Below are 14,729 nucleotides of genomic sequence, written 5' to 3' on the forward strand. Positions count from 1 at the left end.
GCCAGCGCCAGGCGCCGCGAGGTCAACCCGGCGGCCGGCGATGCGTTATAAGGCCACATGACCGGCCAGACCGCCCGCCCGTGATGCCCTTCGACGCCGCCCCCGCCGCCGAACCCGCCAGCCTCGAGGCCTTCCTGGCGTCGGTCGAGCGCCGCGGCTTCCGCATGGCGGAGCTGGCGCTGGGCCACCGTGAAGACGCCCTGGACGCGGTGCAGGAGGCCATGATCAGGTTGGTGGGCTATCGCGACCGGCCGCCAGCCGAATGGACGCCGCTGTTCTGGGCGATCCTGCGCCGCCAGGTCACCGACCGGCACCGCCGCAACACCGTGCGCCGCAGGGTGATGGCCGTGCTCGGCCAGGACGGGGAAAGTCGCGATGACCCCCTGGAAATGCTGCCCGACCCGAACGAGGATCCGGCCCGGCGCCACGCCGATGGCGCCGCCTGGGCCGCGTTGGGAAAGGCCGTGCGGCGACTCCCGAGGCGCCAGCGCGAAGCCTACTTGCTGCGTGAGCTGCAGGGCCTGGACGTCGCACAAACCGCGGCGGCCATGGGCTGTTCCGAAGGCTCGGTGAAAACCCACCTGTCGCGGGCGATGTCCGCCCTGCGCATCCACCTGGAGCAATGGCGATGAGCCGCCCCGATCCCACCCACGAGCGGGCCCGCGACCTGTTCGACCGCGCCAGCGACCGCCTGGACCATGGCATGGCCTTTCGGCTGCGCCGGGCCCGCGAAGCCGCGCTCCGGCCGGCCCCCGCCGCGGGCGGCCGACGGCTGTGGCCCGCCGGCGCCGCTGCGGCCAGCATCCTGGCCGTAGGCCTTGCCTGGTGGATTCCGTCGCGCACCGTCCCGGACGCCCCCGGCACGATGCCCCTGGCCTCCGAAGAAATCGAATCCCTCGTGATGGCCGAGGACGCCGAACTTTATGCCTGGCTTGCCGAGGCGCCGGTGGCCTCGCCGGGAGAACCACGATGAAATCCCGCTTCCAGCGGCTGCCCCGCCTTTTCATCCTGGGTGCCTTGTTGCTGGCACTGTCACTGCCGGCCCTGGCCCACGAGCGCGGTGACCGCGACCGGCACCACGGGCATGAGCCCGGCACCCACTGGCCGGTCGCCGTGCCCGCCGGGGTGAAGGTTCCGACCTGGGAGGAGCTGAGCCCGGAACAGCGCAAGTACCTTGGGCGCCACGAAGCCGACTGGGACACCCTGCCCGCCTCGCGGCGGGTGCACGCGCTCGAGCGGGCGGAGCGGCGGGCCCGCTGGGAGGCCATGCCGCCCGAACAGCGTGAACGCATCCGCAAGGGCATGCGCAATTACCGGGACATGTCGCCGGAGCAGCGGGAAAAGATGCGCGAATCGATGCGGGTGATGCGCAGCCTGCCGGCGGAGCAGCGTGACGCGCTGGCAAGGCAGTGGCGCGCGCTGGATCCGGAACAACGCCGGGCCTGGCTGGAAACTGGCGGCCCCGGCATCTCGCCGCCGCCGGGCAGCAACGACGACTGATCAGCCGTCGCGGCGTGCGCCGTCGTGGGCCAGGCAGGTCCTGGCCAACAGTTCGTCGTCCCAGTCCATCACGAGGGCACCGTCCTTGAGCGACAGCGCCAGGAAGTTGTAGACGTTGCGCGCGTACATTTCGCTGGCGTGCATCGCACCCTGGCTGGCCAGGTTGAGCGGGCCGGCGAAGGTGACGCCGCCCTGCTCGAAGGTCTCGCCGGGACGGGTGAGTTCACAGTTGCCGCCGGTTTCGGCCGCCAGGTCGACGACCACGCTGCCGGGTTTCATGCCCGCCACCATGGCGGCGCTGATGATCTTCGGCGCCGGCCGGCCGGGTACCGCGGCGGTGGTCACCACCACGTCCACGGTCTTGAGGTGTTCGCCCAGGCGTCGCTGCTGTTCGGCACGCTCCTCGGCGGTGAGCTCGCGCGCGTAGCCGCCCTCGCCTGCGGCGCTGACGCCCAGGTCCAGGAACTTGCCGCCAAGCGATTCGATCTGTTCGCGGGTCTCCGGGCGCACGTCGAAACCTTCCACCTGCGCGCCCAGTCGGCGGGCGGTGGCGATGGCCTGCAGGCCGGCGACGCCGGCGCCGACCACCAGCACCTTCGACGGCCGGATGGTGCCGGCCGCGGTGGTGAGCATCGGGAAATAACGCGGCGCCAGCTGCGCGGCCAGCAGCACGGCCTTGTAGCCGGCCATGCCGGCCTGCGAAGACAGCACGTCCATGGCCTGGGCACGGGTGGTGCGCGGCAGTTTTTCCAGGGGGAAAGCCGTCAGCCTGCCGTCAACGAAGGCCTGCACCCGGGCCGGGTCGGCATGCGGCGCCAGCAGGCCGATGACCACTGCGCCGGGCTTGAGCCGGGCCAGGCGCTGGTTGGCCGGGGGCTGCACGCAGACCAGCACGTCGGCCTGGGCCAGGGCCGCGTCGGCATCGTCGGAAAATTCCGCGCCCGCATAGGCGGCATCGGGGAAAAAGGCCGGTTCACCGGCGCCGCGTTCAATCAGCACCCGTACACCGAGGCCGCTGAGCTTGCGCGTGGTTTCCGGCGTCAGTGCGACGCGCCGTTCGCCCGGCGCGGTTTCACGGATGAAGACGATACAGGCCGCCATGCGCGCCACTCCCCGGTTTGTCCGGCCCTGATGCTACCGGAAACCACGGCGCGCGCGGCGGGGATCAGGCCAGGTCTTCGCGCAGCTTGCCCATCACGCGGTGCAGGACCTGGTCGAAGACCTGTTCCTGTTCGCGCACCAGCAGGTTGCCCGCCTGCTTCATCGCCGCCAGTTCCTCGATAGAGGCGACCAGCACGCGCACGCCGCGGCGGTTGACGAACATCAGGCGCGAGGAGATCGGGCTGATCCAGGACAGCTTGACCGGATGGTGCTTGCCGTCGTCGCCGGCGATGTGGATCCAGGTGCCGATCTTGATCTGGCGCATCTGCTCGACATCGCTGTCGCTGACTTCGATGTCCGCCTTGCCGCCCACGACCTCGAGCTTGGGCTTGAGGTCGGTAAGCGCGGCCACCACGGCCGACCGGCGGTCGGGCATCTGCACCACGTTGTCGTCGGCATGCCCCTCGGCCAGGACCTCGGCCTGGGCGGGGGCCTGGCCGCGGGCCCGGCGCTGGAGGCTTTCGCACAGGCCGTTCATCACGTCCTGGGCCGCCTCGCCAATGATGCCGGAGCTGGCGAGCACGGTTTCGATCGGTTCACGCATGGCCAGGACGGCCGGCTCGATGGCCTCGGCCGGATCGCCCGGCTTGGGCAGCAGGGCCAGCAGCCGGTCGGCCACGGTCAGCGCCGTCTGCCAGGACCCGCTGTCGGGGCCCTCGCGCAGCGCGATCATGGAAAGGTGGTGGGTCCAGTTGCGCTCGAGGAAGTCGCGCATCGCCGGCGTCGGCTCAAGGCCACGGGTGCGGTGCTCAAGCTCGACCTTGGCCAGGTCGCGGGCCTGCTCCAGGCGCTCCTGGCCACGCTGGGCCTCGGCGGCGCGGCGTTCGGCCAGTTCGACCCGGCGACGATGCTGTTCAAGGAACTGGCGCAGCTCCTGCTCCAGGGTTTCGAATATCGCCAGGTCTTCGTTGAACTCGGCGATCAGCCGGTCGACGGTGTTTTCCGCCTTCTGCAGCAGCTCGCGCTCCTGCGGGCCTTCGCCCCGGTTGCCTTCGACGGCTTCGGCCAGGGAGTTGAGCAGGCGACGCGCCGGGTGGGTCTTGTAGAGGAACAGGCGACGATCCAGGACGGCAGCCTTCACGAAGGGCACGACCAGGCGGGAAATCATGGTGCGCGCGGTCTGCTCGAAATCGCGCTCGTCGAACATCACGTCGAACAGCATGCCGACCAGGTCGACGGCGTCCTCGTCGGCCTGGCTGATGCTGACGTCTTCCGGCGGCAGGCCGATGCGGCTGGCGCCACGCAGCACTTCGTTCTTGAGCAAGGCCGCAAGGGAGACCTCGGGGCGGTCGAGCGCATCGTGCACGGCCTGCGGCACGCTCGCCTGCATGAGCGAGAGCAGCGACATCATTTCGTTGGCCTTCAGCGGGCGCTGGCCGCCGCCACCAGTCTGGCGGCCGCCCTGCTGGGTGCCGTCCTGATGCGCCGGACGCCAGGCGTGCAGCAGCTGCTGGAGCGCGTCGAAAACCGCGCGGTCTTCGGCGCCGGCACTTTCCTGGGCCGGACCGGCAGCCCCGGAGGGCATGTAGTCCGATGCCGCCGGGGCAAAACCGTCGGCCGTGGCCGGCGGCACGAAGTCAGCGGCGGGCTTGGGCCGCTGGGCCGGCTTGGGCGCGACCTTGTCGGAGCGGAAACCGGCCGCTTCCAGGCGTGCGTTGATGTCGGTCAGCAGGTCGCGCAGGTCGTGGATGAGCTCGCGCTCGTAGTACTTGAACAGCACCATGCGCACGTCGTCGGGCAGATCGATGCCCTCGTGCGCGGCACCGATGGCGCCGGCGAGCGCGTAGGCGCTGAGCGGGTTGCCGTCGGCTTCGAGATTGGCGACGCCGGCCATGCGCGCCAGCCGCCCGGACAGTTCGTCGAGCTGGTTGCCGTGGATGCGGGTGATGGCTTCGGCCGTGAGGTTGGTGGCCAGCTGCTGTTCGAGTTCGGCCTCGGGCAGCAGGCTCAGTTCCGGCAGATCGGACTCGCCCTCGCCCGGACGGCGCGGCGAGGTACGGACCTCGAACTTCGAGAAGCCCTTGTCGAGGTAGTCGCGGAACCCGCGCTCGAGCGGCGCGCGCGACGCGCGCAGGGCGCGCATGGCGTACAGGTAGGGCGAGCCGTCGGGCACCCCGTCCTTCTTGGCCAGGTCGAACAGCCAATCGTCGGCACGGGCAAACACCCGGGCCAGCACGGCCTGCAGGTGCTCGGTGCTGCGGCGACGCATGGCCGTTACCACGTCCCGGGCGGAAGCAGGCGGGGTGGTCGGGACGTTGCCGGGATTGGGATATTCGTTCATGGGCCTCTGCACGCCGGGGGGGGAGACTACGCGCTGTGGAGGAAGTCTGGTCAATCGTGCCACAGATAACTGTGAACTCCTTCCCAAAAACGGCTGCCGGGAGCGGCGGCAGACGAATGGTAATCTCGCCCGGATGAACGATCTCAGATTCCTGCGCGAGCGCCGTTCGGTGCCCTCCCGCCTGCTCGGCGAGCCCGGTCCAGACCCGGCCCAGCTGCGGGCCATGCTGGCCGAGGCCGTGCGCGTGCCCGACCACGGAAAGCTGGCGCCCTGGCGCTTCCTGGCCATTCGCGGCGACGCCCGCCACGCCCTGGGCGAGCGCCTGGCCACCCGGGCCCTGGAAAAGGATCCCGCGGCCTCGCCGGCCGCGGTGGACAAGGACCGCAAGCGCTTCTCCCACGCCCCGCTGGTGCTGGTGGTGGTCGCCTGCCCGTCGCCCGGGCACAAGGTGCCGGTGCAGGAGCAGCTGCTGTCCGGCGGCGCGGTCTGCTTCGCCCTGCTCCAGGCGGCCCAGGCCCTGGGTTTCGGGGCCCAGTGGCTGACCGGCTGGGCCGCCTACGACCCGGCCATCCAGCGCCAGCTCGGCCTGGACGACGGCGAGCAGGTATTGGGGTTCGTCCACATCGGCACCCCCGCCGAAAAGGCCCCCGAACGCCAGCGCCCGGATCCCGACGCCCTGCTGTCCGAATGGGCGCCATGAGCCAGCCCGTCTTCCTGGTCGACGCCAGCCTGTACGTGTTCAGGGCCTGGCATTCGATGCCCGACGAGTTCCACGACGCCGAGGGCTGGCCGGTCAACGCGGTGCAGGGCTTCGCCCGGTTCGTGCTGGACCTGCTGGAACGGCAGAAGCCCGAACGCATCGCCGTGGCGTTCGACGAGTCCCTGGAATCGAACTTCCGCAATGCGCTCTACCCGGCCTACAAGGCCAACCGCGATCCGGCGCCCGAAGAACTCAAGCGACAGTTCGGCCACTGCCAGGCGCTGTGCCGGGCCCTTGGCCTGGCGGTGCTGGCGGACGGTCGCTACGAGGCGGACGACCTGATCGGCGCCAGCCTGGCGCGGGTGCGCGCTGCCGGCCATGCCGGCCTGATCATCTCCGCGGACAAGGACCTGTCCCAGCTGCTGGCCGGCGACGACCAGCAGTGGGACTTCGCCCGCGACCAGCGCTGGGGCGCCGATGGCGTGAAGGCACGCTACGGCGTGCATGCCCACCAGGTGGCCGACTACCTTGGCCTCACCGGGGATGCCATCGACAACATCCCGGGCGTACCGGGCATCGGCCCGAAGACGGCCGCCATCCTGCTGGCGCACTTCGGCAGCCTGGACGCCCTCTACGAACGCATCGACGAAGTGCCCTTCCTGCGCATGCGCGGCAGCGCCCAGCATGCGGTGCGCCTGCGCGAACACCGCGAGGTCGCCCTGCTTTCACGCCGCCTGGCAACCATCGCCGTCGACGCGCCGCTGCCGGACGACCTGGGCCTGTGCGAACGCCGGGATCCGGACGCGGCGGCATTGGAAGCGATCTGCGAGCAGCTGCGTTTCGGCCCGCTCACCCGCCGGCGGCTGCTGGCGACCTGACGCCGGCGGACGCGCCGCGATACGATCCGCGGCATGAGCGAACAACCGGTGGTGATGTGCGAAGGGAAGTACCTGCGGCTGGTGAAGAGCGGGCACTGGGAATATGCCGAGCGCACGAATGCAGGCAGCGCGGTGATCGTGATCGCGGTGACGCCGGAGCGGAAGCTGCTGTTCGTCGAACAGTTCCGCATCCCGCTTGGCGCGCCCACGATCGAGATGCCCGCGGGCCTGGTCGGCGACCTGGACGAAGCCGACACCATGGAAGAAGCCGCCAAACGCGAGCTGCTGGAAGAAACTGGCTGGCGCGCCGACGAGGTGAAGGTGCTGATGGTCGGCCCGACCAGTTCCGGCATGAGCAACGAACTGATCGCCTTCGTCCGCGCCCGCGGCCTGACCCGGGTCAATGCCGGAGGCGGCGACGCCACCGAAGACATCACCGTGCACGAAGTCCCGGTCGACGAAGCCCCGCGCTGGCTGGCCGGCAAGATGGCCGCCGGCTATTCCATGGATCCCAAGCTCTGGGCCGGCCTGTGGCTGCTCGACCACGAGCCGGACGGCTCGGCCGCCTGACGGCCGGGCATCATCTGAATTCGTCGGTGGCGCGCACCAGGATGTCGACCAGTTCGGGTTCGAAGGCCGAATGGCCCGAGGTCGGGGCGACTTCGAGTTTGGCGCCTGGCCAGGCCTGCTTCAGGTCCCAGGCGTTCTGCACGGGGCAGACCACGTCGTAGCGGCCGTGTGCGATCACGCCCGGGATGTCCTTCAGCCGGTGGGCATCGCGAAGCAGCTGGTCGTCCACCTCGAAGAAGCCGCCGTTGACGAAATAATGGCACTCGATGCGCGCGAAGCTCAGGGCGAAGTGTGCGTCCTCGTGGCTGTGCACGAAGGCCTCGTCCGCCTGCAGGAAACTCGTACTCGCCTCCCAGACCGACCAGCTGCGCGCCGCCGCCAGCCGCGTCGCCTCGTCGTCCGAGGTCAGCCGGCGGTGGTAGGCGCTCATCAGGTCGTGGCGTTCGACCTCCGGGATCGACGCCAGGTAACGCTGCCAGGCCTCCGGGAACAGGCGCGAGGCGCCCTGCTGGTAGAACCATTCCAGCTCCCAGCGCCGCAGCATGAAGATGCCGCGCAGCACCAGCTCGCTCACCTGGCCCGGATGCGCCTGGGCGTAAGCCAGCGCCAGGGTCGAACCCCAGCTGCCGCCGAAGACCTGCCAGCGCTCCACGTCCAGGTGCCGCCGCAGCTTCTCGATATCGGCCACCAGGTCCCAGGTGGTGTTGTCCACCAGGTCGGCGTGCGGCGTCGAGCGGCCCGCGCCACGCTGGTCGAACAGGATGATCCGGTAGGCCCCGGGGTCGTGGAACCGGCGCATCTTGGCCCCGCAGCCCGCGCCCGGCCCGCCGTGAAGCAGCACCACGGGCTTGCCGTCGGGGTTGCCGCACTGCTCGTAGAAGAGCCGGTGACGGCCGTCCACCTGCAGGAAGCCGCTGTCGTAGGGTTCGAGGTCGGGGTACAGGCCACGCATGCCGTTCTCGCCGCTGGGAGGGGAGCCGGGATTCTAGCCCGCGCCCGTCGCGGCACCCCAGCGCTTGAACTGCAACACGAGGGGCGTATGCTCAAGTCCTGATGGGCATACCGCCGACCCGCTTGAGTCTGGTGGGTTCCGGGAGCAGCCCCCACCCGGCCGGGGCCCCGTCTTTTCTCGAAACCGCCCTGCCCCGCGTGCTTTCCCTTGATGCACACGGCCGGATCCTCGACTGGATGCATTGGCAGGACGCTGTCTGCCTTTACGTGCGCGGCGCCGTTGCGTGGACCCTGGGCGACCCCTGCCTGGTCGTGCGGGGCGGCACCAACCGGGCCAGCGGCCTGCAGAGTTTCGTCGAGCTGCACCCGATCGTGGCCGGCCGCAGCCACGCCCAGGCCAAGGCCCTGGACCCCTCGCCCTCGCTCAGCAACACCGCCCTGTTCGCCCGCGACCGCAACCTGTGCATGTACTGCGGCAAGGAATACGGCCGCCATTCGCTGACCCGCGACCACGTCGTGCCGGTGTCCCGCGGCGGCCGCGACGTCTGGGAGAACGTGGTCTGTGCCTGCTTCCACTGCAATTCGCGCAAGGGCGGGCGCACGCCGCAGCAGGCCGGCATGCCGCTGCTGGCGGTGCCCTACCGGCCCAGTTGGGTTGAGCACCTGATCCTCTCGAACCGCCACATCCTTGCCGACCAGATGGCCTTCCTGAAGAGCCATCTGCCGCGCCGGCCCGCCCGACCGGCCTGAGCCGATTTGACGCGGTCCCCGCCAGCACCGACACTTCCGGCCTTCGCGCCGTTCCTTGCCGGCGTGACCAGGGGGAACATCAGCACATGACGACTCGAAGCATCTGTTTCGCGGGTCTTTCCCGCGACGAACAGACATCCGTGGAAGCCGCGTTCAAGCAGGCCAACGCCGCCCATCGCTGGACACTGGCCAACGAAAACGAGGCCGAGGCCGTGGTGGTCGACATGGATTCCATGTACGGCCAGATGAGCCTGATGAAGGCAATGAGCGGCGGCAAGGTCGTGGTCGCCCTGACCGCCGGCGGCCGCGTGGACACCGACTTCAAGCTGTCCCGGCCGGTCACCGCCGAGGGCATCGCCACCCTGCTGGCCGAGCTCGAATCGCAGCCCGCGCCGGTCGCGGAAGCGCCGGCGCCGGCCCCGGTGCCGGAACCTGCCGCCAGCGCGCCGGAACCCGAACCCGCGCCGATGCCTGCCCCCGAACCCGAACCCGCACCGGAGCCCGAACCAGCCCCGCCGGCGGACCCGCACCTGGCCGACTACCTGCGTCCGGGCGCGCTCAAGGGCCCGGTGCGCCTGCAGCTGGCCGATGCACCCGCCATCGTGCTCGACCCGGCCAAGGGTGTTTACCTGGGAGGCGCCGTGCTCAAGCCGCTGCTGCCCTACGCCACCGCCGTCGTGCGCGAGTCCGACTTCGAGCCCGTGGACCCGGCCCGGTTGCCGGCACTGGCCACCGAGATCGGTGGCAGCCATCCCTTCAGTCGCCTGGCCTGGATCCTGGGCCTGGGTGGCCATGGCGGGAGCCTGGCGCCGGGTTACAACCCGAACGATCGCTACAAGCTGCTCAAGTGGCCGCAGACCGAACGCGAGTTCCCGCGCCACTTCCGCATCGCCACCGTGATGATGAAGGGCCCGGCGCTGCTGACCGAGATCGCCGAGCTCAGTGGTGCCAGCCTGGCCGAGGTCACCGATTACGTGAACGCCAGCCTTGCCGTTGGCGTCGCCGAACCCGACATCATGGCGCCCAGCGAGCCCGAGCCGGCCAAGGGTGGCGGCCTGCTGGGGCGCTTCCGCCGCTAACCAAGCCAGCGCCGATCCTGCGGGCCGCCTGAACCGCGGCCCGCATTCGCCTTGCCCCCATCGGCGGGGTACCGGACAATTCAGCCCTGTCCCCACGCCAGATATCCGATGGATCCCCAGCGCTACCCGCGCCTTTCGCGCATTGCCGTTCCCGCCGACCTGCGCCAGTTCCCGGAAGCCGAACTGCCGGCGATCGCCGATGAACTGCGCGCCTACCTGATCGAACAGGTCAGCCAGTCGGGCGGTCATTTCGGCGCCGGCCTGGGCGTGATCGAGCTGACGGTGGCCCTGCATTTCCTTTTCGATACCCCGTCCGACCGCCTGGTCTGGGACGTCGGCCACCAGTGTTACCCGCACAAGATCCTCACCGGACGGCGCGACAGCATCCACACCGTCAAGCAGAAGGACGGCGTCGCGCCCTTCCCCAAGCGCGAGGAAAGTGAATACGACACCTTCGGCGTCGGCCACAGCTCGACGTCCATTTCCGCGGCGCTGGGCATGGCCGTGGCCGCGCGCGCGCGCGGCGAGGACCGCAAGGTCGTGGCCGTCATCGGCGACGGCGCGATGACGGCAGGCATGGCCTACGAGGCCCTGAACCACGCCGGCGGCATGGACCCCGAACCCGACCTGCTGGTCATCCTCAACGACAACCGGATGTCGATTTCCGAAAACGTCGGCGGGCTGACCAAGATGCTCGGCCGCGCCTCCGGCAGCCGCACGCTCAATGCGCTGCGCGAGGGTGGCAAGAAGCTGCTGGGCGACAAGAAGAAGCCCGCCGCGCGTTTCATGCGCCGCTGGGAAGAGCACTGGAAGGGCATGTTCGTGCCGTCCACGCTGTTCGAGGAAATGGGTTTCCACTACACCGGCCCCATCGACGGCCACGACGTGCCGGCCCTGGTGGCCACCCTGCGCACGCTGCGCGGCCTGAAGGGACCGCAGTTGCTGCACGTGATCACCACCAAGGGCAAGGGTTACGAACGCGCCGAAGGCGACCAGATCGAATACCACGCCGTCGGCCCCTTCAACCCGGACGTGGGCGTGGTCAAGAAGCCCGGCCCGGCCAAGCCGACCTACACGCAGGTCTTTTCCGACTGGCTGTGCGACATGGCCGCCGCCGATCCGCTGCTGATGGGCATTACCCCGGCGATGCGCGAAGGCTCGGGGCTGGTGCGTTTCAGCAAGGAATACCCGGAACGCTATTTCGACGTCGCCATCGCCGAACAGCATGCCGTGACGCTGGCCGCGGGCATGGCCTGCGAAGGCGTGAAGCCGGTGGTGGCGATCTATTCGACCTTCCTTCAGCGTGGTTACGACCAGCTGATCCACGATGTCGCGCTGCAAAAGCTCGACGTGCTGTTCGCGATCGATCGCGGCGGCGTGGTCGGTCCGGACGGCGCCACCCATGCCGGCAGCTTCGACCTGAGTTTCCTGCGCTGCGTGCCCGACATGGTGGTGATGGCACCGGCCGACGAAAACGAATGCCGGCAGATGCTCAGCACCGGCTTCCACCACGCGGGCCCTGCCGCCGTGCGCTACCCGCGCGGCACCGGCCCGGGCGTGGCCGTGCAGCCGGACCTGGCAACGCTGCCGATAGGCAAGGCCGAGCTGCGCCAGCGCGGCGCCGGCCTGGCCCTGCTGGCCTTCGGCGCCACGGTACCGGCGGCCGAGGCGGTCGCCGCCGAGTTCGGGCTGACGGTGGTCAACATGCGCTTCGTCAAACCGCTCGATCGCACGCTGCTGCTGGACCTGGCCGACGGCCACGAGGGTTTCGTCACCCTCGAGGACAACGTCGTCGCCGGTGGCGCCGGCAGCGGCGTCGCCGAACTGCTGGCCGCAGAAGGCATCAGCCTGCCCCTGCTGCACCTTGGCCTGCCCGACGACTGGCAGGAACACGCCAGCCGTGAACAGCTGCTGGCCGATGCCGGCCTGGACGTGGAAGGCATCCGCCGCGCCCTGCTGGCCCGCTGGCCCGACCTGGCCAAGTCACGCCGAAGCGCCGTCGGCGGCTGAGGCCCTGGCGGGCCCTGCGCGCCCCACGGGGCTGGACCCGCGTCCTGCGCGTCCCCTGGCCTGCGTTGTTCCGGGCATGGCCCCTGGAGCACACGTCCATGCGCGGGATATTCGCCCTGTTTTTGCTTTTCACGGGAATGACCCTGACGCCCCCGGCATGGCCGGCGACCGGCGACGATGACGCGCCAGGCCAGGTCCTGGCCAACGGCCCCGAAGCCGAACTGCTGGTGCGCGTCGGCGACATCGACAACCTGGGCTTCGGCTGGCCGCCAGGCTTCGACCCGTTCACCGGCCAGAACACGCCGGTGCATCCCTTCCCTTTCCAGCCCGAAGCGGACGACCCGCCAGGAACCGACCGCATCATGGTGGTCAGCGGCAATACCGGGGCCAGCGGCGACGGCTACGTCTACGAATCGCAACGCCCGGACAATCTGCCCCAGCCCCTGGTCTTCGAGTTCGATCTGGGCGATGTCGAAGTAAAGGCAGTTGCACTGCAGCTGTTCGTGGACGACTTCCAGTCTTCGCGTTTCGGGAGCCGCTATCGTGCCTGGCTCGACGGCGAGGAGGCCGGCGACCTGGCCGTGGCCATCAACGCGCTCGACCAGACCGGACCCAACGGCAAACTGCTGACCCTGCAGCTGCTGCCCGAATTCCTGGATCTGGTGCGCGACGGTCGCCTGGAAGTACGCATCGACGATCCGGACAACAACGCCGGCGACGGCTTCACCTTCGATTTTGCCCGGCTGCTGGTCAATCCCAAGGCTTACCGGCATTCGGGCACCGTTCGCGGTCTGGCCGTGGACAGCAGCAACGGCAAACCGCTGGCCGACGCGCTGGTCTCGGCGTCCAATGTGCGGCAGGCGCTGACCGATGCCCAGGGGCGCTTCGTGCTCGAACAGGTACCGGCCGGGCTGGTGGTGACGACCGGCAGCAAGGCTGGTTTCACCGCTGACAGTGAGGTCGCCGACCTGGAGTCGGGTGCCAGCCTGGACCTGGTGCTCGAGCTGGCGCCGATACGCCAGGACAGTGGTTCGCTGGCTGAACGCCTGGGCCGGGAACGCAAGGTGGACCTCTACGGCATCTACTTCGACACCGCCAAGGCAGACCTGCGACCGGAATCCGAGGCCACGCTGCGCCAGGTACTCGGCGTGCTGGAAGCCGACGCCGGCCTGCGCCTGGTGATCGCCGGCCACACCGACGGCGAAGGCGAACCCGCCTACAACCAGGGCCTGTCGGAGCGACGAGCCCGGGCCGTGGTCGGCTGGCTGGCCGGCCAGGGCGTGGATGCCTCGCGACTGTCGGCGGAAGGCCATGGCGAAGCCCGGCCCGTTGCCGACAATGCCACCGAGGCAGGACGCGCGCTCAACCGCCGGGTCGAGGTCCGGCTGGCGGACTGATCAGCCCAGCCACTGCCCGTGCGTCACCCGCTCGCGTCGTTCGAGGTCCCGGGCGGTGGCGACCTGGGCAAAGCCCTGCGACTGGAACAGCGAGCGCACCGCGGCGCCCTGGTCGTGGCCGTGTTCGACGAGCAGCCAGCCACCCGGCAGCAGGTGCGTGGGCGCGCCGGAGACGATCAGCCGGATCGCGTCCAGGCCGTCGGCACCCGAGGCCAGCGCCGAGCGTGGCTCGAAGCGCAGGTCGCCCTGGCCCAGGTGCGGGTCGTTTTCGGCGATGTAGGGCGGGTTGGAAACGATCATGCGATAGACGTCGCCGGCCACCGGCTCGAACCAGTCGCCCTGCAGCAGCCGCAAGGGCAAGCCGGCATCGACGGCGTTGGCGCGCGCCACGCCCAGGGCCGCCTCGCTGACGTCCACCGCGCTGACGTCGACCAGCGGTCGTTCGCTGGCGATCGCCAGCGCGATCGCGCCGGTGCCGGTGCCCAGGTCGAGCACCTGCCCCATTTCCGCGGGTGGCAGGCGCTCGAGCGCCAGCTCCACCAGCAGTTCGGTTTCGGGCCGCGGGATCAGCGTGTCGGGGGTGACCGCCAGCTCCAGCGACCAGAAGCCGCGGTGGCCGGTGATCTGCGCCACCGGTTCGCCGCCTTCGCGCCTTCGCAGCAGGGCGTCGAAGGCGCGCGCCTGGCTGCCATCGAGCACGTCGCCCGAGTGGGCGTAGAACCAGCTGCGCGGGCGTTCGAGCGCGTGGGCCAGCAGCAGCTCGGCCTCGAGACGGGCCTCGTCCCCGGGCAGGCGTGAGGCGGCTTCGCGGATGGCGTTGGCGAGCGTCGTCACTTCAGGCGGCCACCAGCTGCCAGCCCTGGACCAGACACGCCAGGATGAATCCGCCCAGGAAGAACAGGTAGGACAACCGCAGGTACCGGTACTTGTGGTGCGCCAGGTAATAACCCAGGGCATAGGTATCGCGTGCCATGGTTTCGTATACCGACCCGTCGGACTTGAGCGCACCGGCGATCTCCGTCAGGAAACGCTCGCGCGGCAATTCGGCGAAGTGGCCGAAGAACATCAGGTTGAACTGCGGCGGGATGGTGTCGCCCTGCAGTTTCAGCGGCCGGTACTTGGGCAGCACCGCCAGCACCGCCAGCAGCAGCGCCAGCATGGTGAAGGCCGCCAGGGTGATCGAGGCACTGCGCAGCAGCGGGTCGCCCAGGCGGCCCAGCACCAGGGTCAGCACGATCGAGGACATCGTGATGATGATGTTGGCCTTGGTGTCGGCCATGGTCGAGAGCTGCACGTGGTGCTGCTGCATCGTGCGCAACAGGCAGTCGCCGGTGTTGCGTTCGGGGATGGCCGCGTAGAGGCGATCGATCTCGCCGGCGGCACCGGATTGTACAGGGGGCATGGCACGTTCCTCCGGGGGCGACGCCATGATAACGCGCCGGCCCGGGGGCC

At 69.8% G+C, this 14,729-nt stretch carries 15 protein-coding genes; 10 read left to right on the forward strand and 5 right to left on the reverse strand.

Translation table 11 applies throughout. The features are described 5' to 3' along the window. Positions 1-83: 83 nt before the first annotated feature. From ACYVJH_RS06555 to ACYVJH_RS06565, 3 genes are read left to right on the forward strand one after another with little or no spacing between them, the layout of a single operon-like run. Positions 84-632, forward strand: coding sequence for an RNA polymerase sigma factor (locus ACYVJH_RS06555; RefSeq protein ID WP_460453810.1), 549 nt, complete (start codon positions 84-86; stop codon positions 630-632). Beyond that, positions 629-973, forward strand: coding sequence for a hypothetical protein (locus ACYVJH_RS06560; protein ID WP_460453811.1), 345 nt, complete (start codon positions 629-631; stop codon positions 971-973). The genes ACYVJH_RS06555 and ACYVJH_RS06560 overlap by 4 nt, the downstream gene beginning before the upstream one ends. Beyond that, positions 970-1,500, forward strand: a complete 531-nt coding sequence (locus ACYVJH_RS06565; RefSeq protein ID WP_460453812.1) for a DUF3106 domain-containing protein — start codon at positions 970-972, stop codon at positions 1,498-1,500. The genes ACYVJH_RS06560 and ACYVJH_RS06565 overlap by 4 nt, the downstream gene beginning before the upstream one ends. Here ACYVJH_RS06565 and ACYVJH_RS06570 read toward each other — a convergent pair whose 3' ends face one another. Continuing rightward, complete coding sequence (locus tag ACYVJH_RS06570) at positions 1,501-2,601, reverse strand: NAD(P) transhydrogenase subunit alpha (protein ID WP_460453813.1); 1,101 nt, start codon at positions 2,599-2,601, stop codon at positions 1,501-1,503. 64 nt (positions 2,602-2,665) lie between these two features. After that, entirely contained in the window at positions 2,666-4,942 is a 2,277-nt protein-coding gene (locus ACYVJH_RS06575) for a DUF1631 family protein (protein WP_460453814.1), read from the reverse strand. Positions 4,943-5,075: 133 nt separating this feature from the next. On the opposite strand from ACYVJH_RS06575, the gene ACYVJH_RS06580 reads away from it, so the two are divergent. The 3 genes from ACYVJH_RS06580 to ACYVJH_RS06590 are packed head-to-tail and all read left to right on the forward strand — an operon-like array spanning position 5,076 to position 7,090. Then, positions 5,076-5,642, forward strand: coding sequence for a nitroreductase family protein (locus tag ACYVJH_RS06580; RefSeq protein ID WP_460453815.1), 567 nt, complete (start codon positions 5,076-5,078; stop codon positions 5,640-5,642). Beyond that, on the forward strand, positions 5,630-6,520 hold the full coding sequence (locus ACYVJH_RS06585; RefSeq protein ID WP_460453816.1) for a 5'-3' exonuclease: 891 nt from the start codon (positions 5,630-5,632) through the stop codon (positions 6,518-6,520). Before ACYVJH_RS06580 ends, ACYVJH_RS06585 begins: the two co-directional genes overlap by 13 nt. A gap of 33 nt (positions 6,521-6,553) precedes the next feature. Further along, positions 6,554-7,090, forward strand: coding sequence for an NUDIX hydrolase (locus ACYVJH_RS06590; protein WP_460453817.1), 537 nt, complete (start codon positions 6,554-6,556; stop codon positions 7,088-7,090). Positions 7,091-7,100: 10 nt separating this feature from the next. Here ACYVJH_RS06590 and pip read toward each other — a convergent pair whose 3' ends face one another. Continuing rightward, positions 7,101-8,042, reverse strand: a complete 942-nt coding sequence (gene pip / locus ACYVJH_RS06595) for a prolyl aminopeptidase (protein WP_460453818.1) — start codon at positions 8,040-8,042, stop codon at positions 7,101-7,103. Positions 8,043-8,143: 101 nt separating this feature from the next. Here pip and ACYVJH_RS06600 point away from each other — a divergent pair, with 101 nt between their 5' ends. The 4 genes from ACYVJH_RS06600 (at position 8,144) to ACYVJH_RS06615 (ending at position 13,277) form a co-directional block, all read left to right on the forward strand. Beyond that, positions 8,144-8,791 (forward strand): HNH endonuclease, encoded by a 648-nt coding sequence (locus ACYVJH_RS06600; protein WP_188660781.1) that lies wholly within the window; start codon positions 8,144-8,146, stop codon positions 8,789-8,791. 86 nt (positions 8,792-8,877) lie between these two features. Continuing rightward, positions 8,878-9,870: a hypothetical protein gene (locus tag ACYVJH_RS06605; RefSeq protein ID WP_460453819.1), complete on the forward strand. Its 993-nt coding sequence runs from the start codon at positions 8,878-8,880 to the stop codon at positions 9,868-9,870. A gap of 108 nt (positions 9,871-9,978) precedes the next feature. Then, positions 9,979-11,880 carry a 1-deoxy-D-xylulose-5-phosphate synthase gene (gene dxs / locus ACYVJH_RS06610; RefSeq protein ID WP_460453820.1) on the forward strand — a complete coding sequence of 634 codons (1,902 nt, stop codon included), beginning with the start codon at positions 9,979-9,981 and terminating at the stop codon, positions 11,878-11,880. A gap of 137 nt (positions 11,881-12,017) precedes the next feature. Further along, positions 12,018-13,277 (forward strand): OmpA family protein, encoded by a 1,260-nt coding sequence (locus tag ACYVJH_RS06615; protein ID WP_460453821.1) that lies wholly within the window; start codon positions 12,018-12,020, stop codon positions 13,275-13,277. On the opposite strand, the gene prmC is transcribed toward ACYVJH_RS06615, so the two are convergent. Together prmC and ACYVJH_RS06625 are read right to left on the reverse strand one after the other, a co-directional pair. Further along, positions 13,278-14,111, reverse strand: a complete 834-nt coding sequence (gene prmC / locus ACYVJH_RS06620; RefSeq protein WP_460453822.1) for a peptide chain release factor N(5)-glutamine methyltransferase — start codon at positions 14,109-14,111, stop codon at positions 13,278-13,280. 1 nt (position 14,112) lies between these two features. Continuing rightward, positions 14,113-14,679: a Pycsar system effector family protein gene (locus ACYVJH_RS06625; protein ID WP_460453823.1), complete on the reverse strand. Its 567-nt coding sequence runs from the start codon at positions 14,677-14,679 to the stop codon at positions 14,113-14,115. Positions 14,680-14,729: the final 50 nt, after the last annotated feature.

The organism is Arenimonas aestuarii, assembly GCF_054781715.1.